The sequence below is a fragment of the Claveliimonas sp. genome (assembly GCF_037273965.1).
Lineage (GTDB): Bacteria > Bacillota > Clostridia > Lachnospirales > Lachnospiraceae > Claveliimonas > Claveliimonas bilis.
Window position 1 is genome coordinate 1 of the sequence record NZ_JAYAZJ010000064.1, and the last position, 26,264, is coordinate 26,264.

Sequence of the window (26,264 nt, forward strand, 5' to 3'; positions counted from 1 at the left end):
CGGAGGACACCGCCCATTCCCGGATTTATGACCGGCTGCTTTCCATGTGCGTCCCAGTACGTTTTACCGGCGAGAATTTCCGGCAGGAAACCGCGCAGCGGAAAATGGATAGCATGAAGAAACTGATTACCGACTGAAAGGAGTATTGCCTATGAAAGAAGTCCCAATTTGGGAAAAGAGTAATTTAACCTTAGAAGAAGCTGCGGCATATTCAGGAATTGGTATCAACAAGCTGCGCGACCTTACCAGTGAGCAAAATTGTCAATTTGTTTTGTGGGTGGGGAGCAAGCGCCTGATAAAACGCCGTCTATTTGATAAATTCATTGAGCAGGAGTATTCCATTTGAAATTTGTGATGTGAAAGCAGCACTTGATATGATACAATGATTATGTCATATCAAGGCTCTTTCCATCACGGAAAGGAGTTTGACAATGTCCGAGAAACGCAAAGACCATAAAGGAAGAATCCTGCGGACAGGAGAGAGCCAAAGAAAAGACCTGATTTATCAGTACCGCTATACAGACATTCGAGGTAAACGGCAGACCATCTATTCCTCTGATTTGAAGGAACTGCGGGAAAAGGAAAAAGAAATCCAGAAGCAGCTTGATGAAGGGATTGACTATGCTGCTGGAAAGGCAACCGTGATTGCCCTTGTGGAACGCTATATCAGCTTAAAACAGGGCGTGCGCTACAATACCAAAGTCGGTTACAATTTTGTTTTGAACCTGATTAAGAAAGAAGATTTTGGCTACCGGCAGATAGGGGATATTAAGGTATCAGACGCGCAAAAGTGGATTATGAAGCTCCACAGTGACGGGAAAGGGTACAGCACCATTACCAGCGTCAGGGGTGTTGTGAAACCCGCTTTTCAGATGGCGTACAACGAGGATATTATCCGCCGAAATCCCTTTGATTTTAAATTAGTGGACGTGGTTCCCAATGACTCACAGAAGCGGATTGCCATGACGGAGGAACAGCAGGAGATTTGGATGGGCTTTATCCGGGAGGATAAAACCTATGCCAAGTATTATGATGAATTTGTCGTGCTGCTGGGAACGGGTATGCGTGTCAGTGAATTTTGCGGCCTTACAAAAAGTGATTTGGATTTTGAAAACCGGCGAATCCGGGTAGACCACCAGCTTGTCCGGGAACGGGGCGGAAAGTATTATGTCGAGAAAACCAAGACGGAGTGCGGATGCCGCTTTATTCCCATGACAGAGGAAGTCTATCAAAGTCTGAACAGTATCCTTGAACGCCGCAGGAAGATAAAGACGGAAATCATTGTAGACGGGTACAGCGGCTTTCTGCTGCTGGATAAGGACGACAAGCCCAAGGTGGCGTTGCATATCGAAAATGAAATGCGCTGGGCGATGAAAAAGTACAAGAAGCTGTACCCGGACAAGCCGCTGCCGCATATCACGCCCCATGTGTTCCGCCATACTTTCTGTACCAATATGGCAAACGCCGGTATGGATATAAAGACCTTGCAGTATGTGATGGGACACTCTGATGTGGGAGTGACGCTGAATGTCTACACTCACGCCAGCTATGACCGGGCAGCGGAGCAGATGGCGAAAATCATAGATTTCAAGGGAACTGTCACGCCGGAAAAGCAGAGAAAATCAGGCTGAAATTGAACAGAGTTACTACACCATTTGCCCGTGAATTTGCGTAGATTTACGAAGAATAACGTGAATTTAAGGCAAAACACAAAAATTGAAAAAAGCGCCGGAAAGCCCGTAATATCAAGGTTTGAAGGCTTTTGAAAGGATATAAGAGATATGATAAAAATACTATTTGTGTGCCACGGCAGGGAGTGTCATTTTTATTAAATTTCCTTATTTTATGCCGGTTTTTGGATGGTAGAAGGAATTTTACAACAAGTTTACAACTTTTGAAAGGCGTTCTGGTATGGTATTAGCAGTCTTTGGACTGTTTCAATGAAGATTGCATTATACAAAAAGATTCAATGATGGTATAATAGTTGCATTGAAATAACGAGTTTGCAAAAGAGGAAAAATATGGATGAAATAATTATACATTCGTTACAAGAGTATATTGATGTATTGGAGAAGATACCGTTAGATTTTAGTTTGTCCAGAGGACAATCATTAGATAAGAAATTACTGCCAACAGCGTTAAGAGTTGATGAAGATAACAAACGTTTATATTCAAAATCTAAAGTGAATTGCTTTTTGGAAGATTATAAAATAAATTCGGCTATTTATATGCCACAAGGGCAAGAATTAAAAAATGAATATGAATGGATGGTACACGCACAACATTTTGGCGTACCAACCCAATTATTAGACTTTACATATTCTCATATTATATCTTTAATGTTTGCTGTAGAAAAAGCATTCAGCGAAAATGATATGGATAAAAAAGCGGTTGTGTGGTTTTTAAATCCTAAAAAGTTAAATGAATATTCAATGAATAGGACAGAAATTATTAATATATCAATATTTACTAACGAACGCATGGAAGATAAAGAATATCCTATAGTAATAAGTTGTGCAAAAAAGAATAATAGAATATCTGCGCAAAATGGTGTCTTTGTTTATTTTCAACATGAAGCTGCGGCGTTAGATGAATTGGATATAGCAAATGAAATATTAAAAAAAGTAGTAATTCCGTATAAAGATTCAAAAAAAATAATGAAAAATTTGTATTTATTGGGAATGAGATTTAGTAGTTTATATCCTGAACTGTCTTCTGTATCAAAAGATATTATTTTGAAAAATGATGTAATTGAATATATGAAGGAGGGGGAAAGTGAAGATGAGTAATGTTCAAAGTAAATTTATTGTTAAGCCACAAACATTGGATCAATCAATTAAAACAATAGTTGAAGCAATAGATAAAGGATATGAATTGCAAAATAAAGAAGGAACAGGGGAGCTTACAGCAGAAGAAAGGTTAGAATATAACGATTCTATTATTTTGCAACCATTCTACCAAAGAGAGTATAGAGCCACAATAGATGATGAAAGTTCGTTAATCGAATCTATTTTGGTAGGTATACCGATTCCGCCTGTATTTTTGTCGAGTACACGCTATAGAGGAGTGCAAGTTTTAGATGTGGTAGATGGTCAACATCGTCTTAAGGCTTTTTATAGATTTAGAAAGGGACAATATGCTTTAAATAATTTGCCACTTTTAGATGAGTATAATGGGAAATATTTTATAGATTTACCGATAGAGGCTCAAGAGGATTTAATTAGTCATAAATTACCCGCATATGTATTTAGAAATTTTCCTGGGAAGAAGTTTGAGCTAGAGGTTTTTAATAGATATAATAAAGGCACAAAGGCTTTAACGCCACAAGAAATTAGGAATGCTGTTTATAATTCACCATTTAATGAATATGTAAACAAGTTTGTCAAATCATTAATGAATGGTGAAGATACAGTTTTAAAAAATGCATACAATGTTACAAAAGACAGATATTTAAAGAAAAAAGTGCAAGAAGGAATATTTACTATTCTTTGGGTATTGGAGTTTGGAATAAATACTAGTTTTAAGGATTCTACTACTTACGCTAATGAATATATGAAAGTAAAAGCAGAGGATTATGAAAAAGATCCAGACATGACATTTACAAATTTGCAGGAAGTGAAGCAGAATTTTAATATGTTTAATGAATGGATTAGAAAATGTACAAGGTATACATCTTATCCATTTTCAAAAGAGATATATGGCATATCTAGTAAGAGTTACAAATTTCAAACATCTATGGCTTTGATTCTACCAGCTGTCTATAAAAAAGAATATATTGATAATAATTGTGAGATAACCTTTGAGGAACAATTGAAAAAAATGCAAACGGCGTTAGCTAGTTCATTTTTGGAAGACGCAAGTTATAATGCTTCATCAACAAATTCAATCAAGATTAATGAATTTATTAAATCGTATTAAATCAAAAACAATTCTGTTGTTCGCATAAACGCTGGTTTTTAAACAAATATAGAAATTCAAAAATTCAATTATCTTGATTAAAAGAACCTAAATGTGACAGTTATTGAAAAAGGGAGATAGCACAAATATGAGTGTATCTCCCTTTTAATATTTAGGCTATTTCTTTATTTTGACTTCAAATTTCAATATAGCCTTTAACATAGCGGTCTGGATCTCGCCTTTCCATTCTTCATCTACCTGCATGCTGACATTGCCGTTTTCGTGATAAAACGGGCGTAAACATAGCTTGGAGATATAAGCGTCATAAAAATTTAGAATTTCCTTGATGGATGTTTCATCCCCACTTGACGCTTTACAGATAAGGTCAAAAGAGGGATAACCATAGTCTTTTGTCATTTACAATATTTCCTTTTCACTCAACATCATTTTCAATTTTTCTAAGCCTTTGTTCCGTGTATAGCCAACAGCAGAACGTGATACATGGTACAGCTTGGCAATTTCTTTATCGCTCATATCATGGAAATAGTAGAGCAGAATAAACTCTCTTTGTTTTCCTGATAATTTGTTCAACGCTGTACTGATTTTTTCATCAGATATTTGAACAGTGAAATGTAACACCGGGAATATCGTTGCATCGCAAGAATACTTATCAACATTACCTTGCTCATTCAGCTTTGCGTCGCCCATTTCACAAAATAGCACTTCCTGCTTGAAACGTCTGGCAAACAACTTTCTCTTTTGCTTCAACGTGCCTTTTATGGTTATCATCATTAAAGCGTTGAATTGTAGTCTGATGACTTCTTTAAAAGAAGATGACTTCATTCTTTCTAGTGTCCTTTATTTCTTTAAATGAAAATATTCTGAAAAACAAGAGGATGTATTGATAAGGTGATTAAAACTTCCTCTTTCTTTAATGTGACCATTTTCCATATAAAAGATTTCATCATACTTATCCAATAAATTTTGTTCTAAATGATGAGTAATTGTTATGAGTGTTAAATTTTCCATTTTTAATAATCTGTTTTCAATATCGTATGCTGTCTGCATATCAATAGCAGATGTACCCTCGTCTAATATGAGAATAGGTTTGTTTCTGATCAAAGCACGTGCAACGGCAATTCTTTGTTTTTGTCCGCCAGATAGATTAGAGCCATTTTCTCCGACCCGATATTGCAAGCCGGTTGGAAGTTCAGATATAAATTCGGTCAATCCGCTGTCCTTTATAACTTTTTCAACTTGTTCTTCTGGATAATGTTCGTGTAAACAGATGTTGTCATATATGGTTTCGTCAAACATATAGATATTCTGATGAATGATCGAGGATAACTGAACCACACTATCTTTATCCAGCATATGAAATTCCGTATCATCATATAAAATTTTGCCTTTGTATGTGGAGTAATAACCAGATAAAAGTTTAATCAATGTGCTTTTTCCGCAACCGCTTTTCCCAACAATAACGTATTTCTTACCTTTTTCAATAAGGCAGTCTATTCCGCTTAATATATCTGTTGTTCCGTCATAGGAAAAGGACAAATCTTTTGCACTTATATGAGATTGATATGTGGCTATACTTTCTTTTTGGGACAGAAATATGGAATGTTTCGATATAATTTCCAGCTTTTCTACAATAGGATGGACGCTTTTCATCTTAGGAATATTTGTAAATATCATAATAAGAGGATTTGCCAGATTACTGCTCACTTGTACCATTCCTAATAAAGTTCCCACAGTTATGCGTCCTGCGATAATAAAGTAAGCAGATAAGAATAAAACCACAATTTGAACCATAAGGGCTAGGAAAGCAGAAAGCCCCTCATTTAGTGCAAGTAATCTGTCAACGCTATATTTAGATTTGATTGTTTCGGTATTTGCCCTATCAAATCGTTGTATTACGGTTTTTGACATAGAATATGATTTGATGATTTCAAATCCAGACAGAATATCTTTTAAGCTGACTGTGAAATCTGCCAACTTTGAAGAAAACTTATTCTGTCTTTTTTCCAGTGTTCCACCCAGCAGACTTGGCACAAGGAACATAACTGCAATCGCTACTATTACGCAAAGTGTAACAATGATGTCAAAATAAATCATCAATACGAAAGATGATATAAAGATAACGGTGTATTGGACTACTTCAAATAATGGGAGTAAAAAATTGTCCTCCAACATTTTCACATCATTTGTAACGACAGATATATAATCAGCGGTATTCTTCTTTTCAAAATCTTCTATACTGTGATTGATTGTTCCTCGAAAAACATCCGAGCGGATTTGAAGCATAATCTTACAAATCACTTTTTTGCTTAGTAACGATTGGAGATAAAGAAAAAATCCCAACACTACAAAGTAGACAATAGAAAATATAACCATTCTTATAAATTGCTGGATATTTTTATCCATAGCAATATCCAATAGTTGCTGAAGCAGGACAGCCATAAAAACATACCCCAGAGAAGAGATTACGCTGGTTAAAATCGTTAAGATAAATAAGAACTTGTTTTTCTTAATATAGATACTCATAATTTCCTCCTTGTTATACATGTTGCATGTATGTATATTACTAAAAATAAAATTGCCTTTCGACAATCTTATTTTCATATGCAACGCTAAGCGTTTTCTTTGCATAACTTGACAATTTCATCATCAATTACTGGAAGCCCTAGATTATCCATAATCGATTTAATCATTAAAAATTTCTGCCATGCTTCATCATCAGTCATGGGATATATCGTAGGTATGGACCAGAAATTCGTTAAAAGGACAAATAAATCTGCTAATAATTTTGGCTGTTCTGATTTAATAGAACCGTCCTGTATTCCTTCCTCGATCAGTTCTTGATACATAGGTGCTAGTTCTTGATTACTTTCAATCAGCTTTTTTAGAAAAGCTGGACTTCCCATAAGTTGCATGGATGCCATACTTAACTGATGATGCTCTGTTTCATCAAAAGATGTTTTTAATACGAACTTCAACTTTTCTAATCCGTTCAGTTCTTTGTGGCTTTTTGCTTTCTCAAAGGGATTACTCTCATAAAAAAGTCTTTCACATAAAGCGTCAAATACTTCTTCCTTTGATTTGAAATGGTGATAAAAAGCTCCTCTCGTCAGTCCGCCCATTTCGCTTATAATATCTAATACAGTTGTTTCTTCATACCCTTTTTCTAAAAATAATTTTAAAGAAGCGTCCAATATTTTTTGAACTGTTTCTTCTGGATACTTATTACGCGGCAAAAGCTCACCCCCCCATACATACACTTTGCACGTATATAGTATCATGCAATCTGCATGTATGTCAATGAGGTTGTTTTTTGAAAATAGATTATTTTCATTGAAAAAGTTATTGACAAACTGGAAGACATACAAAACCGAACCATGGCGTTTTATAGATTTGGCTATGGCAGAGCAGCGCCGGATATGCTATACTTCAAACGTTATATCAAGACTACTTAAAGTGGAAAGAATTGAATCGTAATACAAAGTTAACATTATCAAGAAAGAGGACTTAAGGAGAAACGCGAACATGATAAAAATACTATTCATCTGCCACGGAAACATCTGCCGATCTCCCATGGCCGAATTTATATTCCGGGACATGGTACAAAAGCAGGGGCTGGGAGATCATTTCCACATTGCCTCGGCGGCTACCAGCCGGGAAGAGCTGGGAAATCCGGTTCACCGGGGAACACGGGAGAAATTAAGGCAGCATGGCATTGAAACAACAGGGAAATACTCTGTGCAGATGACAAAGAAAGATTATCAAAATTATGACTATCTTATCGGGATGGATGACTGGAATATCCGTAATATTATGAGGATCATCGGAAAGGATCCGGACCATAAGGTGCATAAACTTCTGGAATTTGCTCAAAGTTCCGATGATATTGCGGATCCTTGGTATACCGGGAATTTTGACCGGACATATGAGGATGTAGTGAAGGGATGCAGGGGATTGCTGAAAAAACTTGTGGAAGAGAAGCGGGAAGCTATGGTATAATTCAAACTAATAAATCATCTAAATAAGTGACAGAATAATTTTTGTACAGCAAAAGACGCATGCCGCGGATTAAAAATAAAAGGTCCCCGGGGTGTGCTTTTCTGTTGCAGAGAAAAAGAAAAACAAATAAAAAGAAAAAAGCAAAGGAGAAAAGGTGTGTTAACGATCAAGCAGTATGTAAAGGCGTCCAGCCTGGAGGAAGCGTATGAGCTGAACCAGAAGAAAAGCAATGTGGTTCTCGGCGGTATGCTGTGGCTGAAGATGCAGAGGAAAAATGTGGGAACCGCCATTGATCTGTCTGGTCTGGGATTAGATACGATAGAAGAGGATGAAAAGGAGTACCGTATTGGAGCGATGGCAACGCTCCGTCAGCTGGAACAGCATGCGGGCTTAAATGCCTGGACGGGGCATGCGCTGCAGGAGAGCGTGAAGCACATCGTGGGTGTGCAGTTCCGAAATATGGCGACTGTAGGCGGCAGTATTTTCGGACGGTACGGATTTTCCGATGTGCTGACGGTGATGATGGCCCTTGATGCACAGGTAGAGCTGTATAAGCGGGGACGGATTTCTGTGGAAGAATTTGCCGCTCTTCCTTACGACAGGGATATTCTGACCGGGATCGTGATCCCGAAAAAGCCGGTCAAAGCAGTGTACCTTTCACAGAGAAATACAAAAACAGATTTTCCGGTGCTGACCTGTTGTGTATCCCAGATAGAAGATGAGATTCGCTGTGTGATCGGCGCGCGGCCTATGAAGGCAGTCTGCTTAAGAGATGAAAAGGGAATCCTCTCCCAGGGGATCAATAAAGAGAGCGCCGAAAAGTTCGGAAGCTATGTTTCCGAGACTGTGGAGACAGGAACAAATCTTAGGGGAAGTGCGCAGTACAGAAAGCTGATTGCAGGTGTGCTGGCAAAACGTGCGCTTCTTGCTCTGTAAGAAAGTTTATTTTCTATATGGCAGGACTGACTCGCCAGGCAAGGTAAACCAGTAATTTGATGTGAGGATGAAAGAATGCAGATTCAATTATGGATAAATGAAAAAAAGGTGAATGCGGAAATTTCCGCTGATATGCTGCTGATTGATTTTTTGAGGGAGCAGGGGTGCTACAGTGTGAAACGGGGCTGTGAGACATCCAACTGCGGTCTGTGCACGGTTTTTCTGGATGATAAGCCGATTTTATCATGCAGCCTTTTAGCTGCCAGAGCAGACGGACATAAGGTGACTACTTTGGAAGGACTTCAGGAGGAGGCCAAAGGATTTGGCGCTTATATTGCGGATCAGGGGGCGGAACAGTGCGGCTTCTGCAATCCGGGATTTATGATGAATGGAATTGCCATGTTTCGGGAGAATCCGGATCCGACAGACGAGGAGATCAAAGAGTATCTGGCAGGGAATCTTTGCAGATGTTCCGGATATGAGGGACAGCTTCGGGGAATCCGCGCCTATATTGAATATAAGAAGCAAAATGCAAGTCAGGAGAAGGGAGGGGAAGCATAATGCCGGATAAAGTGCCAGGAATGAATTGCCGCTATGTAAATAAGCCGGTGCGAAAGAAAGACGCTATGGCTCTTGTGACAGGTCAGCCGGTTTATACCGACGACATTACTCCCAGAGACTGCCTTGTAGTAAAGATACTGCACAGTCCCTATGCTCATGCCCTTATTGAGGAAATTAATACGGATATTGCCATGAAGGTTCCGGGAATTGAGGTAATCTATACTTACAAAGATGTGCCCAATAAGAGATTTACAATGGCCGGACAGACCTATCCGGAGCCAAGCCCCTATGACAGGCTGATCCTGGATCAGAGAATGCGCTTTGTGGGAGATGCGGCTGCAATTGTAGCTGGTCAAGATGAGAAAGCAGTGGACAAGGCCCTGCGTCTGATCAAAGTAAAATATAAAGTACTGGAGCCGGTATTGGATTTCCGTACGGCAAAAGACAATAGAGTGCTTGTTCATCCGGAGGATAACTGGAAAGCTCTGTGTCCGGTGGGGGCAGATAACACCCGCAACCTTTGTGCCTCAGCAAAGGATGGACACGGGGATGTGGATAAGGTAATGGATGAGTGCGATGTGGTTCTGGAACATAAATATCACACGAAAGCCGACAGTCAGGCTATGATGGAAACGTTCCGCACTTATACCTGCATGGATCCCTATGGACGGCTTCATGTAACCAGCTCTACGCAGATTATTTTCCATGTGCGCCGTATTCTGGCAAACGCTCTTGATATTCCAAAATCCAAAATCCGTGTGTCTAAACCGCGGATCGGAGGAGGTTTCGGGGCGAAGCAGTCCTGTGTAACAGAAGTATTTCCTGCTTTTGTCACATGGAAGACAGGAAAGCCTGCCAAATTGATCTACACAAGGCAGGAGAGTCAGATCGCCGGTTCACCGCGCCATGAGATGGAAGTTAAGGTGCGGATCGGAGCGATGAATGACGGAACGATCCGGGCTTTGGACGTCTATACCCTTTCCAACACAGGGGCATATGGCGAACACGGGCCGACGACAGTAGGACTTAGCGGACATAAATCCATTCCGCTTTACAATAGTAATATGGAAGCTTACCGTTTCTGCTATGATGTTGTCTACACCAACGTGCAGGCAGCAGGAGCATACCGGGGCTATGGGGCGACACAGGGAATTTTTGCAGTGGAAAGTATCGTCAATGAGCTGGCGGATAAGCTTCATATGGATCCGGTGGCGATCCGTGAGAAGAACATGGTAAGAGAAGGCCAGACAGCCATGGCCTATTACAATGAAAAAATGACAGCCTGCGCACTGGACCGCTGCATGGCAAGAGCAAAAGAAATTACCCACTGGGATGAGAAGCCTCTTTCCTGGGATGCCGGCAATGGAAAAATCCGTGCGAAAGGCGTTGCCATGTCAATGCAGGGCTCTGGAATTTCCGGTGTGGATGTAGGTTCTGCTACGATCAAGCTCAACGATGAAGGCTTTTACATCCTTTCCATTGGAGCGGCGGATATGGGAACGGGATGTGACACTACATTGGCACAGGTGGCAGCAGAATGTCTGGAATGCAGCCTGGACAATATTATTGTTTATGGCGCTGACACAGATTCTTCTCCCTATGATTCCGGTTCCTATGCATCCAGCACGATGTATGTAACGGGAAAGGCAGTAGAGAAAGCCTGCAAGGAATTGAAAGAGAAGATCTGCCATATTGCAGCGGATTTAATGGAGTGCGCTGTAGAAGATGTCGTATTTGAAGCAGACCATGTAAGAATGGCAGACGGTTCTGCAAGCGTTTCCCTCGGACAGGTTGCTACGAAATCCATGAGCGGTAACCGGGAAGCGGTTCAGGTGACGGTTACTCATGCTTCGCCTGTCTCTCCTCCGCCTGTCATGGTAGGTATGGCAGAGCTGGAGATTGACAAGGAGACAGGAGCAGTGGAGATCCTTGACTATACAGCTGTTGTGGACTGTGGAACCCCTGTCAATCCGAATCTTACCAGAGTGCAGACAGAAGGCGGTCTGGCCCAGGGGATCGGAATGGCGCTCTATGAAGATATTACTTATAATAAAAACGGAAAAATATTAGAAGATTCTCTTATGCAGTATAAGATTCCAAGCCGTTTGGATGTAGGACGGCTCCATGTTGAATTTGAGAGCAGTTATGAAGAGACAGGACCGTTTGGAGCAAAATCAATTGGAGAGGTTGTTATTAACACCCCCGCTCCTGCAATCGCACATGCAGTCTTTAATGCAACTGGCATCTGGCATCGTGAACTTCCGATCACACCGGAGAAAATACTGATGGGGATTCTTGAAAAAGAACAATAGAGCTCAATAACAAGAAAATAGCTTCAGGCGGCGAAACCTGAAGCTGTTTTCCGTTTTAAAGGATTCTATTGTATGAAAAAAGGTTTTGATTCTTGCACAGCAGTTTTATCGGACATGACCGCTGTGAGAATACTGCGTACCTGGGACGCTGTGAAGAATATGTAGAAAGAAGCGATTGTTAAAAATATATCTATCTTCTTTCTGCATGTATCATATCATGTCAGCAGAAAATAGTAAATATCAATAGGTCACAAAGTTTTCACAGAAAAACCGGAAAAAATTGTGAATAATATAACAAGGCTGTTTTGTAACAAAAAATGGCAAGGTTGACTTGTGGACAGGCAGCAGGTAAAATAGTACAGGAAATAAAGAAAAGCGGCGCCGATGCCGCAGACAATAGGAAAAGGAATAAGATCAATGGGCTTAAGAAAAATAGCGGCCATATGGGCTGCAAAGACAGCAGAAAAGTTAAGTGTCCATATTTTTCACCGACAGGGAGTGACCTGGGCCGGGAAAATTGCACTGAAGATATATCCGCAGATTCTGGAGGATCTGGCATCCCAGGTGAGGAAAGATATTTTTGTCGTGTGCGGAACAAATGGAAAAACGACGACCAACAATATGCTCTGCGCAGCGCTGGAAGCAGAAGGAAATAAGGTTGTGTGCAATCATACCGGCTCCAATATGCTCAATGGAGTGGCAGCTGCATTTGTGCTGGCATCCGGTCTTACAGGCAGGCTGGATGCAGATTATGCTTGTATAGAGGTCGATGAAGCATCCACCCGAAGAGTATTTCCGTACTTCAAACCGGACTACATGGTGCTTACCAATCTGTTCCGGGATCAGCTGGACCGGTACGGCGAGATTGATATTACCATGAATCTTTTAAAAGAAGTGATGCAAAGCGCGCCGAAGATGAAGCTGATCGTAAACGGGGATGACGCCCTTTCGGCTTTCCTTGCCATGGATGCGGGAAATGAGTACATTACTTACGGAATCAATGAAAAAGTACTGGACGACAGCGATTCCAATGAAATCCGGGAAGGACGGTTCTGCAAGAAATGCGGAGCTGCCTTGGAGTACGAGTTTTATCATTACAGCCAGCTTGGAATTTATAAGTGCAGCCAGTGTGATTTCAAAAGACCGGATATTGACTATACAGCTTCTGGTATTGAGATCAGAAACGCCCTTTCTTTCCAGGTGGAAGGAAGGAATCTGACTGCCAATTACCGGGGATTTTACAACATATACAATATTCTTGCGGCCTATGCAGCCGGGCGGACAGCCGGACTTGACCTTGCTCACTTCCAGTCGATGCTGGAGCATTTTAATCCGGAGAACGGCCGTATGGAGCAGTTCCAGATCAAAGATACCAAGGTTGTGCTTAACCTTGCCAAGAATCCGGCTGGTTTTAATCAGAATATTTCTGCGGTGATGCAGGACGAGTCTTTGAAAGATCTGATCATTGTCATCAATGACAATGCCCAGGACGGTATTGATGTGTCCTGGCTGTGGGATGTGGATTTTGACCGGTTTAAAAAGACGGCAGTAGGTTCCATCACCGTGAGCGGCATCCGCTGCCAGGATATGCGCCTTCGCCTGAAGTATGTGGATATTCCGTCCATGCTGGAAGAGGATGTGGAAAAGGCTATTCTGGAACGGGTGGAAAACGGGTGCGGCAACCTTTATGTACTGGTAAATTATACAGCGCTTTTCAGTACAAGAAATGTGCTTAAGAAATTGGAGGGACAGAAGTAATGGAAGGGAATGAACAAAGAAAAATCACCATCGGACATCTGTATCCGGATCTTCTGAACCTCTACGGGGACAGAGGAAATATCGCCTGCCTGATGCAGCGCTGTAAATGGCGCGGTATCGAGGCGGAAACAATAGAGTTTGAGTTAAACGATGAAATTGATTTTACAAAACTGGATATTGTGCTTTTGGGAGGGGGGTCTGACAGAGAGCAGATGATCGTATGCCAGAAGCTGAAATCTATTCAGAAAGATTTTAAAGACTATGTAGAAGACGGCGGCGTGGTAATTGCTGTGTGCGGAGGCTACCAGCTTCTTGGGAAATATTACCGCACGGAAGATGGTATAATAGAAGGCCTCGATCTGGTAGACTTATATACAGAGCAGGAAGAGGGCAGACTGATCGACAACATTGTGCTGAAAAGCGACCTTTTTGACTTGCCAGTGGTGGGATTTGAGAACCATGGGGGAAGAACGTATATTAATGGAAACAAGCCTTTTGGGAAAGTGCTGTATGGGTCGGGAAACGACGGAAAAAGCGGATATGAAGGAGTTGTATATAAAAATGTGATCGGCACCTATCTGCACGGACCGTTGCTTCCGAAAAACCCGCAGGTAAGTGATTACCTGATCGCACGGGCCCTGGAACGCAAGTATGGAGATGACAGTTTGATTCCACTGGATGACAGTCAGGAAATTTCGGCCAATCAATATATTTACGACAGATTTGTAAAGAAAGCAGACGCGGACAGCTAATCCTGGTTCTTTTCCCAGAGTTCGAGAAGCTGAAGATAACGCAGAGTTTCCTCCTTAGAATGAAGGGAAAGCTGACGATACAGCTTCATGACTTTGTCATCCAGGAGACGCTCATGCTGTGTCTGCAGTACAGAAGAAGATAAAAGGGGATTATCGGTATCTTCCAGGAGATAGTCCACAGTTACACCGAAAATGGAAGCCATGTCTGCCAGCTTTTCGTGAGAAGGCTGGCGGTTTTTCGTTTCGTATCCTGTGATCGTGGTTCGGGCAAGGTTCATGCGTGATGCCAGTTCCTTCTGAGTCATATGGTGTTCGGCGCGTAGTGTTTTTAGTCTGGTTGCAAATGACATACCGTATCCTCCTTTGTAGTGATACTATATTTTACCAGTTTCGATTTTCCAGTTGGAGAAAGGTGGCAATATTCAACAAAATGTTGCGTAAATGACGCGAAAAGAGAAAATAGAAAAATGAGGTGTCTAAACCAGTGAAAGGATATCCCGTTGACAGGGGAGAGAAAACAAAATATAATTTTAAGAAAGGGGTTTCATTGAAAAATGAAATCTGAGAGGACTGAGGAAATATGTTAATAGCAAACAATAATGAAGCGGAAAGAAGCAGATTATGGAGAATTGTGATGACAGTCAGCTCTATTGTGATTATTCTGATCGCAATTTTCTTTCTGGTACGTATGTTTACTTCCAATCCTCTGGAGGGGACATGGAAAAGTGAAGATAATGATCTGGTTCTTGAGATAAATGGAAAAGATTCCCTGACGGCAAATATTCCGGAGGTTGGAGAGGCCGGCAATGTACAGGTAGAATTGGGATGTTCCATTGACAAAGAAGAAAAGACAATTGCTATCAGGGCAGATGCAGAGGAACTTACCCGGGCGGCAGAGGCATCCGGAGGAACATATACGGAAGAAAACCTTCAGAATGCTTTGACAAATCTGACGACTACCTTTTCTTACAGTGTAGATCAGCAGCAGCTTACACTGACAGAGAGAGAGTATGGAGAACAGATGATATTCGAGAAACAGTAGAGCAGGTGTATAAAGAAAAGCCCTTTATGTCATACCGGAGCATATGTCTTACGGGAAGGCAGGAGGGCTTTTAGTGGCAAAGGGCCAGATGAAAGGAAAGAAGGAAAATGTTATGACAAGGAACGAGACAAAACAGATCAGAATCGGAGACGTCTGGATCGGCGGCGGAAACAAAGTTGCCATTCAGTCCATGACAAATACAAAGACAGAAGATGTGAAAAGTACGGTGGATCAGATACATCGTCTGGAAAAGGCCGGATGTGAGATCATCCGCTGTGCAGTTCCGACGATGGAGGCTGCACAGGCACTTAAAGAGATCAAGAGACAGATTCATATTCCTCTGGTGGCGGATATTCATTTTGATTATCGCCTGGCCATTGCAGCCATTGAAAACGGGGCGGATAAGATTCGGATCAATCCGGGAAATATTGGTTCTAAAGACAGGGTGCAGGCAGTGATTGACAAGGCGAAGGAATTTCAGATTCCCATCCGTGTGGGAGTAAACAGCGGTTCTTTGGAGAAACCTCTTGTAGAAAAGTACGGAGGAGTTACGGCAGAGGGGATCGTGGAGAGCGCCATGGACAAGGTACATATGATCGAGGAGATGGGTTATGACAATCTGGTAGTCAGTATCAAATCTTCCGATGTTCTGATGTGCGTAAAAGCCCATGAGGAAATTGCGAAGGTATGTCCGTATCCTCTTCATGTGGGAATTACCGAGTCAGGGACGTTGCTCTCCGGAAATATTAAGTCTGCAGTTGGTCTTGGCATTATTCTCAACCAGGGGATCGGGGATACCATCCGCGTATCTCTTACCGGAGACCCGGCAGAAGAGATCAAAAGCGCGAAGCTGATCCTTCGCACGCTGGGCCTGCGAAAGGGAGGAATAGAAGTTGTATCCTGCCCCACATGCGGAAGAACCAAGATCGATCTGATCGGACTTGCCAATCAGGTGGAAAATATGGTGGCAGATATTCCTCTGGATCTGAAGGTGGCTGTTATGGGCTGTGTGGTAAACGGGCCCGGAGAGGCCAGGGAAGCAGACATCGGTATTGCAGGAGGAATCGGTGAGGGCCTTCTGATCAAAAAAGGTCAGATTGTGAAAAAAGTAAAAGAAGAGGAACTTTTAGACACACTTAGATGGGAGCTTATGCACTGGAATGACTAAAACGTTTTTTGAAGTATTTCCTACTTTAAAAGTAAATGAAGAGATCAGAATGATGTTTGAAGGAGTGGAGGTGACAAAAGTCGCCTCCAATTCCACGCGGGATTTTATACGTGTCTACATTTTCAGCCGTCACCTTATACAGAAAAAACGGATCTATGAAGTGGAGACGATGATAAAAGAGCAGCTCTTTGCCCGAACAAAGATCCGCATTGAAGTAAGAGAACAGTATGAGTTGTCTGCGCAGTATACTCCGGAAAATCTGATGCGGGAATATTTTGACAGTCTGCTTCTGGAGGCGGAGAGAAAAAGCGTGGTGGAAAAAAATATGCTGCAAAGTTCCACCTACTCTTTTGAAAACGGAAATATCCTCTGCCTGAAAATGGAAGATACAGTCATTGCTGAAGGCAAAAAAGATTCAGTCGTCCAGCTTCTTCAGACGGTATTCAACGACCGTTTTCATGTACCGGTTGAAGTGCGCGTGATATATGAAAAGCCCAAGGAAAGCAAGCTGAAATACAATGAGCTGAAACTTCAAAAGGAAGTAGAGGCTATTGTAGAGAAAAATCAGTCCCTTCGAAAAGAGCGGCTTCTTAGGCAGCAAAAAGCCGGGGAAGAAAAGGAAGAAAAGAAGGAAGAACAGGCAAAATCCAAGGAGCCGCGGAGCAAGGCGGGACAGGAGAACCCACGCAAAAGCGGAGGTTTCCAAAAAGGCGGCGGCTTTCCCAAACGGGAGTTTTCTTCCTTCCGGAAATCAGACGACCCGAATATCATATACGGACGGGAGTTTGACGATGAGGCCATTGAGCTGGAGAACGTGGTCGGCGAGATGGGCGAGATTACCATTCGGGGAAAAGTCATCAGCTTTGACACACGGGAAATCCGCAATGAAAAGACTATCCTTATGTATGCAGTGACAGATTTTACAGATACTATTATGGTAAAAATGTTTGTGCGCAACGAACAGCTGCCGGATATGCTGGGAGAGATAAAACCGGGGGCTTTTCTGAAGATCAAGGGTGTCACTACTATTGATAAATTTGACGGGGAGCTTACCATCGGCTCTGTGACCGGCATACGCAAGATTCCGGATTTTACTGTATCCAGGAAAGATACAGCGCCGGAGAAGCGTGTGGAGCTCCACTGTCATACGAAGATGAGCGATATGGACGGAGTGTCCGAGGTGAAGGATATCGTGAAGCGCGCCCACGACTGGGGGCATAAGGCAATTGCTATCACCGACCATGGAGTTGTCCAGGGATTCCCTGACGCAAACCATTACATAGAGACTTTGGATAAGGATGACCCTTTTAAGGTTATTTACGGAGTAGAGGCCTATCTTGTGGACGATCTGACCGATGTGGCTGTCCATGAAAAAGGACAGAATGTGCAGGATACGTATGTAGTATTCGATATTGAAACAACAGGGTTCAGCCCTGTTTCAGACAAAATTATAGAGATCGGTGCAGTGAAAGTGGAAAAAGGGAAAATTACAGACAGATTCAGTACCTTTGTAAACCCCAGAGTGCCGATTCCCTTCAGGATCACTCAGCTTACCAGTATCACCGATGCCATGGTTATTGATGCACCGGGGATTGAAGAGGCTTTGCCGGCGTTCCTCGCCTTTGTGGGGGACGCAGCTTTGGTAGCTCATAACGCATCTTTTGATGTCAGTTTTATTGAGGAGAACTGCCGCTGTCAGGGAATCCAGCCGGATTTCACTTCTGTGGATACGGTGGCGATGGCCCGGATCCTTCTGCCGACTCTGGCCCGGTTCAAACTGAATATTGTGGCAAAGGCCCTGAATATTTCTCTGGAAAATCATCACCGGGCAGTGGACGATGCAGGAGCTACAGCGGAAATATTTGTAAAATTTGTGGAAATGCTGGAGGAAAGAGGGATCCATACTTTAAAAGCCCTGAACGAATTCGGCGCCAACAATGCAGATGCCGTGAAGAAGCTGCCTTCTTATCATGCCATCATTCTTGCAAGAAACGACATTGGACGGACAAACCTTTATACACTGATCTCCAAATCTCATCTGGAATACTTTGCCCGGCATCCCCGGATTCCCAAGAGTGAATTTTCCAAATACCGGGAAGGTCTGATCCTGGGAAGCGCCTGTGAAGCGGGAGAACTCTATCAGGCTATTTTAGATGATAAATCAGAGGAGCGGATCGCAGGGATTGTAAATTACTATGATTATCTGGAAATCCAGCCGCTTGGAAACAATGCCTTTATGATCGACAGCGAGAGGATCAGCAAAGTACAGTCCAAGGAGGATCTTAAGGAGATCAACCGTCAGATCATACGCCTGGGTGAGAAGTTCAATAAGCCGGTGGTTGCCACCTGCGACGTGCATTTTCTGGATCCGGAAAATGAGGTTTACCGGAGGATCATCATGGCCGGAAAAGGATTCTCCGACGCTGATGACCAGGCGCCGCTTTACCTCCGGACGACCGATGAAATGCTGGAAGAATTTGAATATCTTGGTTCTGCCAAGGCAAGGGAAGTTGTCATTGACAATCCCAATATGATCGCTGACTGGGTGGAGAAGATATCGCCTGTGCGACCGGATAAATGTCCGCCGGTCATTCCAAACTCCGATCAGATGCTAAGAGATATCTGTTACAACAAAGCCCACGAAATGTATGGTGAGGACTTGCCGGAAGTGGTAACGGAACGGCTGGAGAGAGAGCTTAATTCCATTATTTCCAATGGGTTTGCCGTGATGTATATTATTGCCCAGAAACTGGTATGGAAGTCGGTGGAAGACGGTTATCTGGTAGGTTCCCGTGGATCGGTCGGCTCTTCTTTTGTAGCCACCATGGCCGGAATCACAGAGGTAAACCCGTTAAGTCCCCACTACTACTGCAGCCATTGTCACTACAGCGACTTTGATTCAGAAGAAGTGCGGAAATATGCCGGCGGCTGCGGGATGGACATGCCGGATAAGAAATGTCCGGTGTGCGGCGAAATGCTTAAGAAGGACGGATTTGATATCCCGTTTGAGACATTTCTCGGATTTAAGGGAAATAAAGAGCCGGATATCGACCTTAACTTCTCCGGCGACTACCAGAGCAATGCTCATAAGTACACGGAGGTTATTTTCGGAGACGGGCAGACATACCGTGCAGGAACCATCGGAACGCTGGCGGATAAAACCGCCTTCGGTTTTGTAAAGAATTATTTTGAAGAGAGAGGGGCAAGAAAGCGGATCTGCGAGATTGACCGTATCGTTCAGGGATGTACCGGAATCCGGAGAAGTACCGGACAGCATCCGGGAGGAATTATAGTCCTTCCTTTGGGGGAGAATATCAACTCCTTTACTCCGGTCCAGCATCCGGCCAACGATATGGGGACAGATATCGTAACTACTCACTTTGATTACCACTCCATTGACCACAACCTTTTGAAACTGGATATTCTGGGACACGATGATCCGACTATGATCAAGACGCTGGAGGAATTTATCAGTTCCCCGGCTATGGAAAATGAATACAATGAGACGGACAACCGTTTTGACGCTACGAAGATCCCTCTGGACGATCCGGGAGTGATGAGCCTGTTCCAGGGGACAGAGGTTCTTGGCATTAAGCCGCCAGATATTGGGGGCTGCCCGGTGGGCTGTCTTGGAATACCGGAGTTCGGTACGGATTTCGTTATTCAGATGGTGGTGGACACCAAACCCCAGACATTGTCAGATCTGATCCGTATTTCCGGTCTGTCCCACGGGACGGACGTATGGCTGAATAACGCCCAGGATCTGATCTTAAGCGGCAAGGCCACCATTTCTACTGCGATCTGTACCCGTGACGATATCATGACTTACCTGATCAACAAAGGGATGGACAGTGAGGAATCCTTTACGATCATGGAGAGGGTGCGTAAAGGGGCGGTGGCCAAAGGAAAATGTAAGGAATGGCCGGAGTTTAAAAAGGATATGACGGAGCACGGCGTTCCCGACTGGTATATCTGGTCCTGTGAACAGATCAAGTATATGTTCCCTAAGGCTCATGCAGCGGCCTATGTCATGATGGCATATCGTATCGCTTACTGTAAGATCAACTATCCGCTGGCTTATTATGCGGCTTATTTCGGTATCCGTGCAGACGCCTTTTCCTATGAGTTAATGTGCCAGGGAAAGGAGCAGCTGAATTTCTATATCAACGACTACATGAGACGGAAGGATTCCCTGAGCAAAAAAGAGCAGGATACCCTGAAAGATATGCGTATTGTGCAGGAGATGTATGCAAGAGGATTTGAGTTCGTGCCAATTGATATTTACAAGGCTAAGGCGTCCCGTTTTCAGATCGTGGACGGCAAACTGATGCCGCCTCTCTCCAGCATTGAAGGAATGGGAGATAAGGCGGCAGAAGCGGTGGAAGCCGCTTCCGAGCAGGGACCGTATTTAAGCCGGGACGATTTCCGGCAGAGAACCAAGGTAAGTAAAACAGTGATCGATCTGATGAACGATCTGGGACTTTTCGGGGATATACCGGAGAGCAACCAGTTATCACTCTTTGACTTTTAGTGTTTCTTTTCCCCATGTCCGAAAAAGAGACAGGAGAGTAAGAGACACAGAATGAAAATAGAGGCAGCAGCCGGTATCCATGGCAGAAGGTCAATCTTTTGCGCAGTATCACCGGCCAGCTGCCCATATTTTTGCGTAATTACGTAAAACGGATAGCAGGTCGGGTACAGAAACCATACTTTTGTGTTGATGAAAAGGACGCTGGGAACCATGGTGGCAAGCCCCAGGACCATAGAAAAGACGGGAGTCTTAAGGATTACGGCCAGCATCCAGTATAGAGCTATCATAGGAAGAGCGGACAAAAATACGGAAACTGCAAGTGGAAGAGCTGTCCTTAAGGGACTGGTCAGGTCGGCGCCGGTGTATACGGAGGCGATCCGGGAACAGAGAAGGTAACACCCTGTCATAAGGGCACACTGCAGTGCGGTAAGAGACAACAGCACACTGAATTTGGATAAGGAAAGGGCGGACGGATGAAGGGGGAGAGCCAGCATTTTGAGGATTCCCCGATTTGTCCGTTCCATTTGCTGCAGCATGACTGTACATACAATAATGCTGGCTGGCAGAATGAACCATACGTATCCCATAAAACTCTGGATGAGAAAATTATTTGCCGGAGAAATTCCTTCCATGACAGGTTCTGCACTCATGTGGGCGTTTATCACATTGGGAAGCCACAAAATGATGAGAGGAACCGTCAGAAGCAGCAGGATTTTAGAACGTTTGATCTTATAAAATTCCATTGTGGTAAGGGAAAGAATATTCATATGGTGTACCTCCTTCTACGAGTAAAAATAACAGCGGTTATCCCCAGGATGAGGATTTCGGCAGCAGCGCCGCCGATGTAGGAAAGAGCCTCTCCTTCTGTCTGAACCAGTGTCTGAAAGGGTGTGATGAAGGGACAGAGTCTGAGAAGAAATGGCCCTTCTGTCAGGGAGGATGCCAGAGAAAGGAAAATGACGCCGGTTCCCAGGGACACCCACATATTCTGGCAGGCAGAAGCGATCAGCAGCATAAGCAGGATACTGGGGAGAGAAAGAAACGCGCTGTAGAGTGCACTTTTTAAAAGTAATATCCAAAAATCCTCTGTGATGGTGAACCAGTGTGCCGTGCAGAAAACAAGGGCGCTGCTCTCCAGGATCAGCAGAAAGAGAAGACCAAGAATCAGAATCACGGCTTTTTGCAGGTAAAGACTTTCCGGCGTTATAGGCAGGGAAAGCATTTTGCGCAGGGCGTGTTCGGAATATTCCGTGTGGTACAGGATACAGGAACCGCAGATCATTAAGATCAGATTGAGCATGATCATCATCTGGCTGTTGGCATCCAGAAGAACGACAAGGGGAGAATCAGGCAAAGAGGTAAAAAGCTCCGTGCGAAACCAGGTGTTCAGAACAGGGAGCAGCGCCGCTGCCATACCTCCGGTCAGGATGGCCAAAATCAATCCGGTGGATTTTAATTTTTTAAGTTCGATGGAAAGTTTCATTGCATATGCCTCCGTTTCCTGTTGTCCTCATCGACGAGAGCGAGAAAAGTTTCTTCCAGATTGTCAGAAGGGAATCCCTTCATCGCAGCTTCCTCTCTTAATTTTTCCATACTTCCTTCAAACAGCAGTCTGCCCCGGTTCAGGATCCCCACATCATCTGCCATCAGTTCGATTTCCGGAAGAAGGTGGGATGATACCAGTACGGTACAGCCCAGTTTCTCCGGAAGGGAACGGATCAGAGAGCGGATCTCGTGGATGCCTACCGGATCCAGACCGTTGGTAGGTTCATCCAGAATGAGAAGGGGCGGTCTTCCCAAGAGGGCGCCGGCAAGACCGAGGCGCTGCTTCATGCCCAGGGAATATTTTTTTGCCGGACGGTTGGAAAACTGGGTCAGGCCGGTAAGCTCCAGGGCGTCGTCTACGGAATTTTTTGGAAGCTTCAGGATCCGCCGGATAATTTCCAGATTTTCCCGGCCGCTTAAATTCCCGTAAAAGGCAGGTTCCTCGATCAGCGATCCCACATTTTTGAGAATTGTCATCCGGTCTTTTGGATACTGCAGCCCATTGATCAGAAATCCTCCGGCTGTAGGACGGGTAAGGCCGAGAAACATTTTCATAGTTGTGGACTTTCCAGCGCCGTTAGGGCCAAGAAAACCGTAGACAGTTCCTTTCTTTATATGGAGGTTCAGGCGGTGAACCGCTGTGAAACTTCCGTATGTCTTTGTGAGATTGTGTGTTTCAATGATATTCATATATGATGCCTCCTTTTCTTTTGATAATCTGAGTATAGGGCTCCATCCTTACAGCATCATTTCCCCTGCCTTACATTTACCTTACATTTGCCGCATCTCTTCGCAATCGTGCCGGATATGGTATATAATTGGGAAAGAAAAACAGGAAAGGAAGACTTTAAAGTATGGGTCAGGAATATTTGAAGAGGAAACGGATCCTCCTTGTGGATGACGAGAAGGAACTTTTAGATATGGTATATTCTATTTTAAAGGAGGAGGGCTATAGCAGTATCCGCACTGCTTCCACCCAGAAGGAGGCGGTGGAGACAGCCCGTTCCTTCCATCCGGAGCTGGCTGTCCTGGATGTGATGCTGCCGGATGGAAATGGCTTTTCTCTCTTTGAAAAGTTAAGAGAGATGGAAGACTATCCGGTTCTCTTTCTCACCGCATGCGGGGAGGATGAAGATAAGTTCAAGGGACTGGGACTTGGGGCGGATGACTATCTGGTAAAGCCTTTTCTACCTAGGGAACTGACTTTGAGGATAGGAGCTATCCTTCGACGGAGCTATAGAAATGAGAATCCCCTTGTCGAGCTGAAAGGATGTCAGATTGATTTTGACCGGGCAGAAGTTTTAAAGGATGGGGAGAAGGTTGCGCTTACCGCAAAGGAGTTTGAAATCCTCGGGGCCCTGTATCGGAATGCGGGCAGGATCGTGACCATTGACGCTTTGTGTGAGGCGGCCTGGGGTGAGAATCCTTATGGTTATGAAAATTCTCTGATGGCCCATATCCGGCGTATCCGTGAAAAGATAGAAGCAGATCCCTCTCATCCGGCATCATTGATCACAGTGAAGGGGCTGGGATATAAACTGATGACGGAGGATGGGCAGAGGGGAGCGGTAAGATGAAAAACGTATTAAAACTAGCGCGAAGACTTATTTTGACTTTGCTTTGTGTATTTGGGCTTCTGCCGATCTTAAATCTTGTTGTTCTGTTTAGTGTAACATACGGCTTTCAGTCTAATGGCCGTCCTTACAGTACGGCAGAAGAGGTGGCGGCAGGGCTTACGAAGACTGCAGACGGATATCGCTTGCCGGAGGAGATAGAGAACAGGCTGAAAGAGGAACATGTGTGGGCTTTTTTCGCTGAAGATGCAACGGGGAAAGTGCTGTGGCATACCGACAATCTTCCGGAAGAGATGCCGCTGACCTGTACTCCTTCCATGGCAGCGGAACTGACAAGGGGCTACTTCCAGGACAGCCCCACTTTCCCGGCAGCAGCAGATGGAGGGCTTGTGATTATCGGATATCAAAAGCAGACATTTTGGAAACATCTTTATCCCGCCTGGGATTATAATATGGTCAAATATGCCGTTCCATTTGCTGTTATCATGATCGCTGTGAATATCGGAATTGTAATATTTATTTATCTTTTTACAGATATGAAGCTTTTGAAATCTGTGGGGCCTATTGTGGAAGGGGTAGAGAATCTGGCAAAGGGCAGGTCAGCCTATATTCCCAAGAAAGGGCTGCTTTCTGATATTGCAGGCAGTTTGAATCAGGCTTCTGAGATTCTTCAGTCCAGGAACAGGGAACTGCGGAAAAAAGAAACGGCAAGGGCAAACTGGATTGCCGGGGTATCCCATGATATCAGAACGCCGCTTTTCATGATCATGGGATATGCGGGACATCTTCTGGGAGATGCCAATCTTACGGACCGACAGAAAAAAGAGCTGGATGTGATCTGCCGCCAGAGCCAGAGGATGAAAAATCTTGTCAATGACCTGAATCTTGCCTCTAAGCTGGAATACAATATGCAGCCTACTGATTTGGAGGAAATAAATATTGTTGCGGTTGTGAGACAGACGGTAGTGGATTTTATCAATACAAATCCGGAGGAGAAATATCCGATACAATGGCTGACAGAGGATTCCCTTGGCATCTGTCTGGTAGAGGCGGACAAGGGGCTGATCGGGCGGGCAGCCGGGAATCTGCTTCAGAATAGCATCAATCATAACCCGGAGGGATGTTCCATTTATGTAACAGTAGAGAAAGACAAGGACCGGTGCCGGATCCGGGTGGAAGACGACGGTCAGGGAATTACAGAAGAACAGCTGGAGAAACTGAACCATGAGCCCCATTATATGATGTGCGATGAAAACGTGACGGGACAGCGTCATGGACTGGGCCTTCTGATCGTCCGGCAGATTGCACAGGTGCATGGAGGAACCATGCAGATCGGACACAGCAGATATGGAGGATTTGAAGTCATCATTGATCTGCCCTGCAGGACGGAAACTTCGGAACAAAGAGTTTCCTATTGAATAACCAAGAGCTGCCGCATTGAAGCGGCAGCTCTTGGTACAGCTGGAAATAGAGAAAATTTTTTTAACCTAATTGTCTGTATGTAATGAGCTTATCCAGGTTGTTTAAAAATAAAGAAGCCTGGCTGGTGATTTTCCGTTTTTCCAAAGCAGATTTACATTGTTCCAGATAGCTGTCATACATAGAATAAAGAAGCGCATAAGGAAGATCCCTGTTCTGGCTCCACTGGAACAGCAGCCAGTTCATAGCGTGAGAGAACCAGTATTGCCGGGGAATTTCACCCTGCTCCAGAACCTGTATGTGGGGATAAGCCTCACCGGCAATAGCCGTCAGCCGTTCCTCATCCGGCTCCTGTCTGCCAAAACGTTTCGGTTTCAAAAGAAGAGCGCTTTCGCTCACCAGGCCGTTCAGCTTGTTGCCGGCTTCCCAGTAAGGAGCAAAATTAGGGGACAGAGGTCTGCTTTGCTCCTCAGCTCTTTCGGCCGCTGTCTCTCTTCGGATTGGATTTCTGATGCGGCGGTCGTAAATCCGCCGGCTGTTAGGATCGCTTAAAATCCGATAAGCAGTCAGCACATTTTGTATATAAGAAGTCGTATCAAAGCTGCAATTTACATTAGCATCCGGATGCATTTTTTTCACTAAAAAATTCTTGGCGTCTGCGATTTCTTTTTCGTCTGCATCCATAGGAACACCAAGAAGATCATAATAAGTACAGTCTTTCATATACATCTCCCCTTGAAAAATCCATCTAT

General features: G+C 43.9%; 24 protein-coding genes and 1 pseudogene. 16 read left to right on the plus strand and 9 right to left on the minus strand.

Annotation, left to right across the window (positions count from 1 at the left end; genetic code table 11):
- From WJ238_RS04830 to WJ238_RS04850, 5 genes and pseudogenes are all read left to right on the plus strand, one after another.
- Positions 1-137, plus strand: a pseudogene (locus WJ238_RS04830) (ATP-binding protein); the annotation flags it as partial.
- Positions 138-151: 14 nt separating this feature from the next.
- Entirely contained in the window at positions 152-346 is a 195-nt protein-coding gene (locus WJ238_RS04835; protein WP_150310285.1) for an excisionase, read from the plus strand.
- Between the two features lie 85 nt (positions 347-431).
- Positions 432-1,631 (plus strand): site-specific integrase, encoded by a 1,200-nt coding sequence (locus WJ238_RS04840; RefSeq protein WP_227706238.1) that lies wholly within the window; start codon positions 432-434, stop codon positions 1,629-1,631.
- Between the two features lie 390 nt (positions 1,632-2,021).
- Positions 2,022-2,789, plus strand: coding sequence for an FRG domain-containing protein (locus tag WJ238_RS04845; RefSeq protein WP_337606297.1), 768 nt, complete (start codon positions 2,022-2,024; stop codon positions 2,787-2,789).
- Positions 2,782-3,918, plus strand: coding sequence for a DUF262 domain-containing protein (locus WJ238_RS04850; RefSeq protein ID WP_337606316.1), 1,137 nt, complete (start codon positions 2,782-2,784; stop codon positions 3,916-3,918). The genes WJ238_RS04845 and WJ238_RS04850 overlap by 8 nt, the downstream gene beginning before the upstream one ends.
- 156 nt (positions 3,919-4,074) lie before the next feature.
- On the opposite strand, the gene WJ238_RS04855 is transcribed toward WJ238_RS04850, so the two are convergent.
- The 4 genes from WJ238_RS04855 to WJ238_RS04870 all read right to left on the minus strand — a co-directional run bounded on the left by WJ238_RS04855 (position 4,075) and on the right by WJ238_RS04870 (position 7,151).
- A complete protein-coding gene (locus WJ238_RS04855) occupies positions 4,075-4,314 on the minus strand; it encodes a helix-turn-helix domain-containing protein (RefSeq protein ID WP_337606298.1) in 240 nt (79 codons plus the stop codon).
- A complete protein-coding gene (locus WJ238_RS04860; RefSeq protein WP_524536989.1) occupies positions 4,315-4,689 on the minus strand; it encodes an RNA polymerase sigma factor in 375 nt (124 codons plus the stop codon). It abuts the gene before it with no gap.
- A 66-nt stretch (positions 4,690-4,755) separates the two neighbouring features.
- Entirely contained in the window at positions 4,756-6,441 is a 1,686-nt protein-coding gene (locus tag WJ238_RS04865; protein ID WP_337606300.1) for an ABC transporter ATP-binding protein, read from the minus strand.
- An 86-nt stretch (positions 6,442-6,527) separates the two neighbouring features.
- Positions 6,528-7,151, minus strand: coding sequence for a TetR/AcrR family transcriptional regulator (locus WJ238_RS04870; protein ID WP_337606301.1), 624 nt, complete (start codon positions 7,149-7,151; stop codon positions 6,528-6,530).
- 289 nt (positions 7,152-7,440) lie between these two features.
- Here WJ238_RS04870 and WJ238_RS04875 point away from each other — a divergent pair, with 289 nt between their 5' ends.
- The 6 genes from WJ238_RS04875 (at position 7,441) to WJ238_RS04900 (ending at position 14,233) form a co-directional block, all read left to right on the plus strand.
- A complete protein-coding gene (locus tag WJ238_RS04875; protein WP_337606302.1) occupies positions 7,441-7,914 on the plus strand; it encodes a low molecular weight protein-tyrosine-phosphatase in 474 nt (157 codons plus the stop codon).
- 156 nt (positions 7,915-8,070) lie between these two features.
- The gene (locus WJ238_RS04880; RefSeq protein WP_337606303.1) at positions 8,071-8,850 is read left to right on the plus strand and encodes an FAD binding domain-containing protein; all 780 of its coding nucleotides are present in this window, start codon (positions 8,071-8,073) and stop codon (positions 8,848-8,850) included.
- Positions 8,851-8,925: 75 nt separating this feature from the next.
- A complete protein-coding gene (locus tag WJ238_RS04885) occupies positions 8,926-9,411 on the plus strand; it encodes a (2Fe-2S)-binding protein (protein WP_256193130.1) in 486 nt (161 codons plus the stop codon).
- A complete protein-coding gene (locus WJ238_RS04890; RefSeq protein ID WP_337606304.1) occupies positions 9,411-11,723 on the plus strand; it encodes a xanthine dehydrogenase family protein molybdopterin-binding subunit in 2,313 nt (770 codons plus the stop codon). Before WJ238_RS04885 ends, WJ238_RS04890 begins: the two co-directional genes overlap by 1 nt.
- Positions 11,724-12,140: 417 nt before the next feature.
- A complete protein-coding gene (locus tag WJ238_RS04895) occupies positions 12,141-13,481 on the plus strand; it encodes a MurT ligase domain-containing protein (RefSeq protein ID WP_337606305.1) in 1,341 nt (446 codons plus the stop codon).
- Positions 13,481-14,233: a type 1 glutamine amidotransferase gene (locus WJ238_RS04900; protein WP_230106723.1), complete on the plus strand. Its 753-nt coding sequence runs from the start codon at positions 13,481-13,483 to the stop codon at positions 14,231-14,233. Before WJ238_RS04895 ends, WJ238_RS04900 begins: the two co-directional genes overlap by 1 nt.
- On the opposite strand, the gene WJ238_RS04905 is transcribed toward WJ238_RS04900, so the two are convergent.
- Positions 14,230-14,583 carry a helix-turn-helix domain-containing protein gene (locus WJ238_RS04905; protein ID WP_256193124.1) on the minus strand — a complete coding sequence of 118 codons (354 nt, stop codon included), beginning with the start codon at positions 14,581-14,583 and terminating at the stop codon, positions 14,230-14,232. The genes WJ238_RS04900 and WJ238_RS04905 overlap by 4 nt on opposite strands.
- Positions 14,584-14,813: 230 nt before the next feature.
- On the opposite strand from WJ238_RS04905, the gene WJ238_RS04910 reads away from it, so the two are divergent.
- The 3 genes from WJ238_RS04910 (at position 14,814) to WJ238_RS04920 (ending at position 20,974) form a co-directional block, all read left to right on the plus strand.
- Positions 14,814-15,275 (plus strand): hypothetical protein, encoded by a 462-nt coding sequence (locus WJ238_RS04910; protein WP_230106721.1) that lies wholly within the window; start codon positions 14,814-14,816, stop codon positions 15,273-15,275.
- An 88-nt stretch (positions 15,276-15,363) separates the two neighbouring features.
- Positions 15,364-16,443 carry a flavodoxin-dependent (E)-4-hydroxy-3-methylbut-2-enyl-diphosphate synthase gene (gene ispG / locus WJ238_RS04915; RefSeq protein WP_337606317.1) on the plus strand — a complete coding sequence of 360 codons (1,080 nt, stop codon included), beginning with the start codon at positions 15,364-15,366 and terminating at the stop codon, positions 16,441-16,443.
- On the plus strand, positions 16,436-20,974 hold the full coding sequence (locus WJ238_RS04920; RefSeq protein ID WP_337606306.1) for a PolC-type DNA polymerase III: 4,539 nt from the start codon (positions 16,436-16,438) through the stop codon (positions 20,972-20,974). Before ispG ends, WJ238_RS04920 begins: the two co-directional genes overlap by 8 nt.
- Here the strand turns inward: WJ238_RS04920 and WJ238_RS04925 are convergent.
- Genes WJ238_RS04925 through WJ238_RS04935 form a run of 3 tightly spaced genes read right to left on the minus strand, consistent with a single transcriptional unit; the run spans position 20,971 to position 23,209 of the window.
- Positions 20,971-21,741, minus strand: coding sequence for an ABC transporter permease (locus WJ238_RS04925; protein ID WP_316268392.1), 771 nt, complete (start codon positions 21,739-21,741; stop codon positions 20,971-20,973). The genes WJ238_RS04920 and WJ238_RS04925 overlap by 4 nt on opposite strands.
- Positions 21,738-22,457 (minus strand): ABC transporter permease, encoded by a 720-nt coding sequence (locus WJ238_RS04930; RefSeq protein WP_316268393.1) that lies wholly within the window; start codon positions 22,455-22,457, stop codon positions 21,738-21,740. The genes WJ238_RS04925 and WJ238_RS04930 overlap by 4 nt, the downstream gene beginning before the upstream one ends.
- Positions 22,454-23,209: an ABC transporter ATP-binding protein gene (locus tag WJ238_RS04935; RefSeq protein ID WP_230106717.1), complete on the minus strand. Its 756-nt coding sequence runs from the start codon at positions 23,207-23,209 to the stop codon at positions 22,454-22,456. The genes WJ238_RS04930 and WJ238_RS04935 overlap by 4 nt, the downstream gene beginning before the upstream one ends.
- Positions 23,210-23,373: 164 nt before the next feature.
- Here WJ238_RS04935 and WJ238_RS04940 point away from each other — a divergent pair, with 164 nt between their 5' ends.
- Together WJ238_RS04940 and WJ238_RS04945 are read left to right on the plus strand one after the other, a co-directional pair.
- The gene (locus tag WJ238_RS04940; protein ID WP_230106716.1) at positions 23,374-24,096 is read left to right on the plus strand and encodes a response regulator transcription factor; all 723 of its coding nucleotides are present in this window, start codon (positions 23,374-23,376) and stop codon (positions 24,094-24,096) included.
- Positions 24,093-25,511, plus strand: a complete 1,419-nt coding sequence (locus tag WJ238_RS04945) for a sensor histidine kinase (RefSeq protein WP_337606307.1) — start codon at positions 24,093-24,095, stop codon at positions 25,509-25,511. The genes WJ238_RS04940 and WJ238_RS04945 overlap by 4 nt, the downstream gene beginning before the upstream one ends.
- Positions 25,512-25,575: 64 nt before the next feature.
- On the opposite strand, the gene WJ238_RS04950 is transcribed toward WJ238_RS04945, so the two are convergent.
- Positions 25,576-26,235, minus strand: a complete 660-nt coding sequence (locus tag WJ238_RS04950; RefSeq protein WP_230106714.1) for a J domain-containing protein — start codon at positions 26,233-26,235, stop codon at positions 25,576-25,578.
- Positions 26,236-26,264 lie beyond the last annotated feature (29 nt).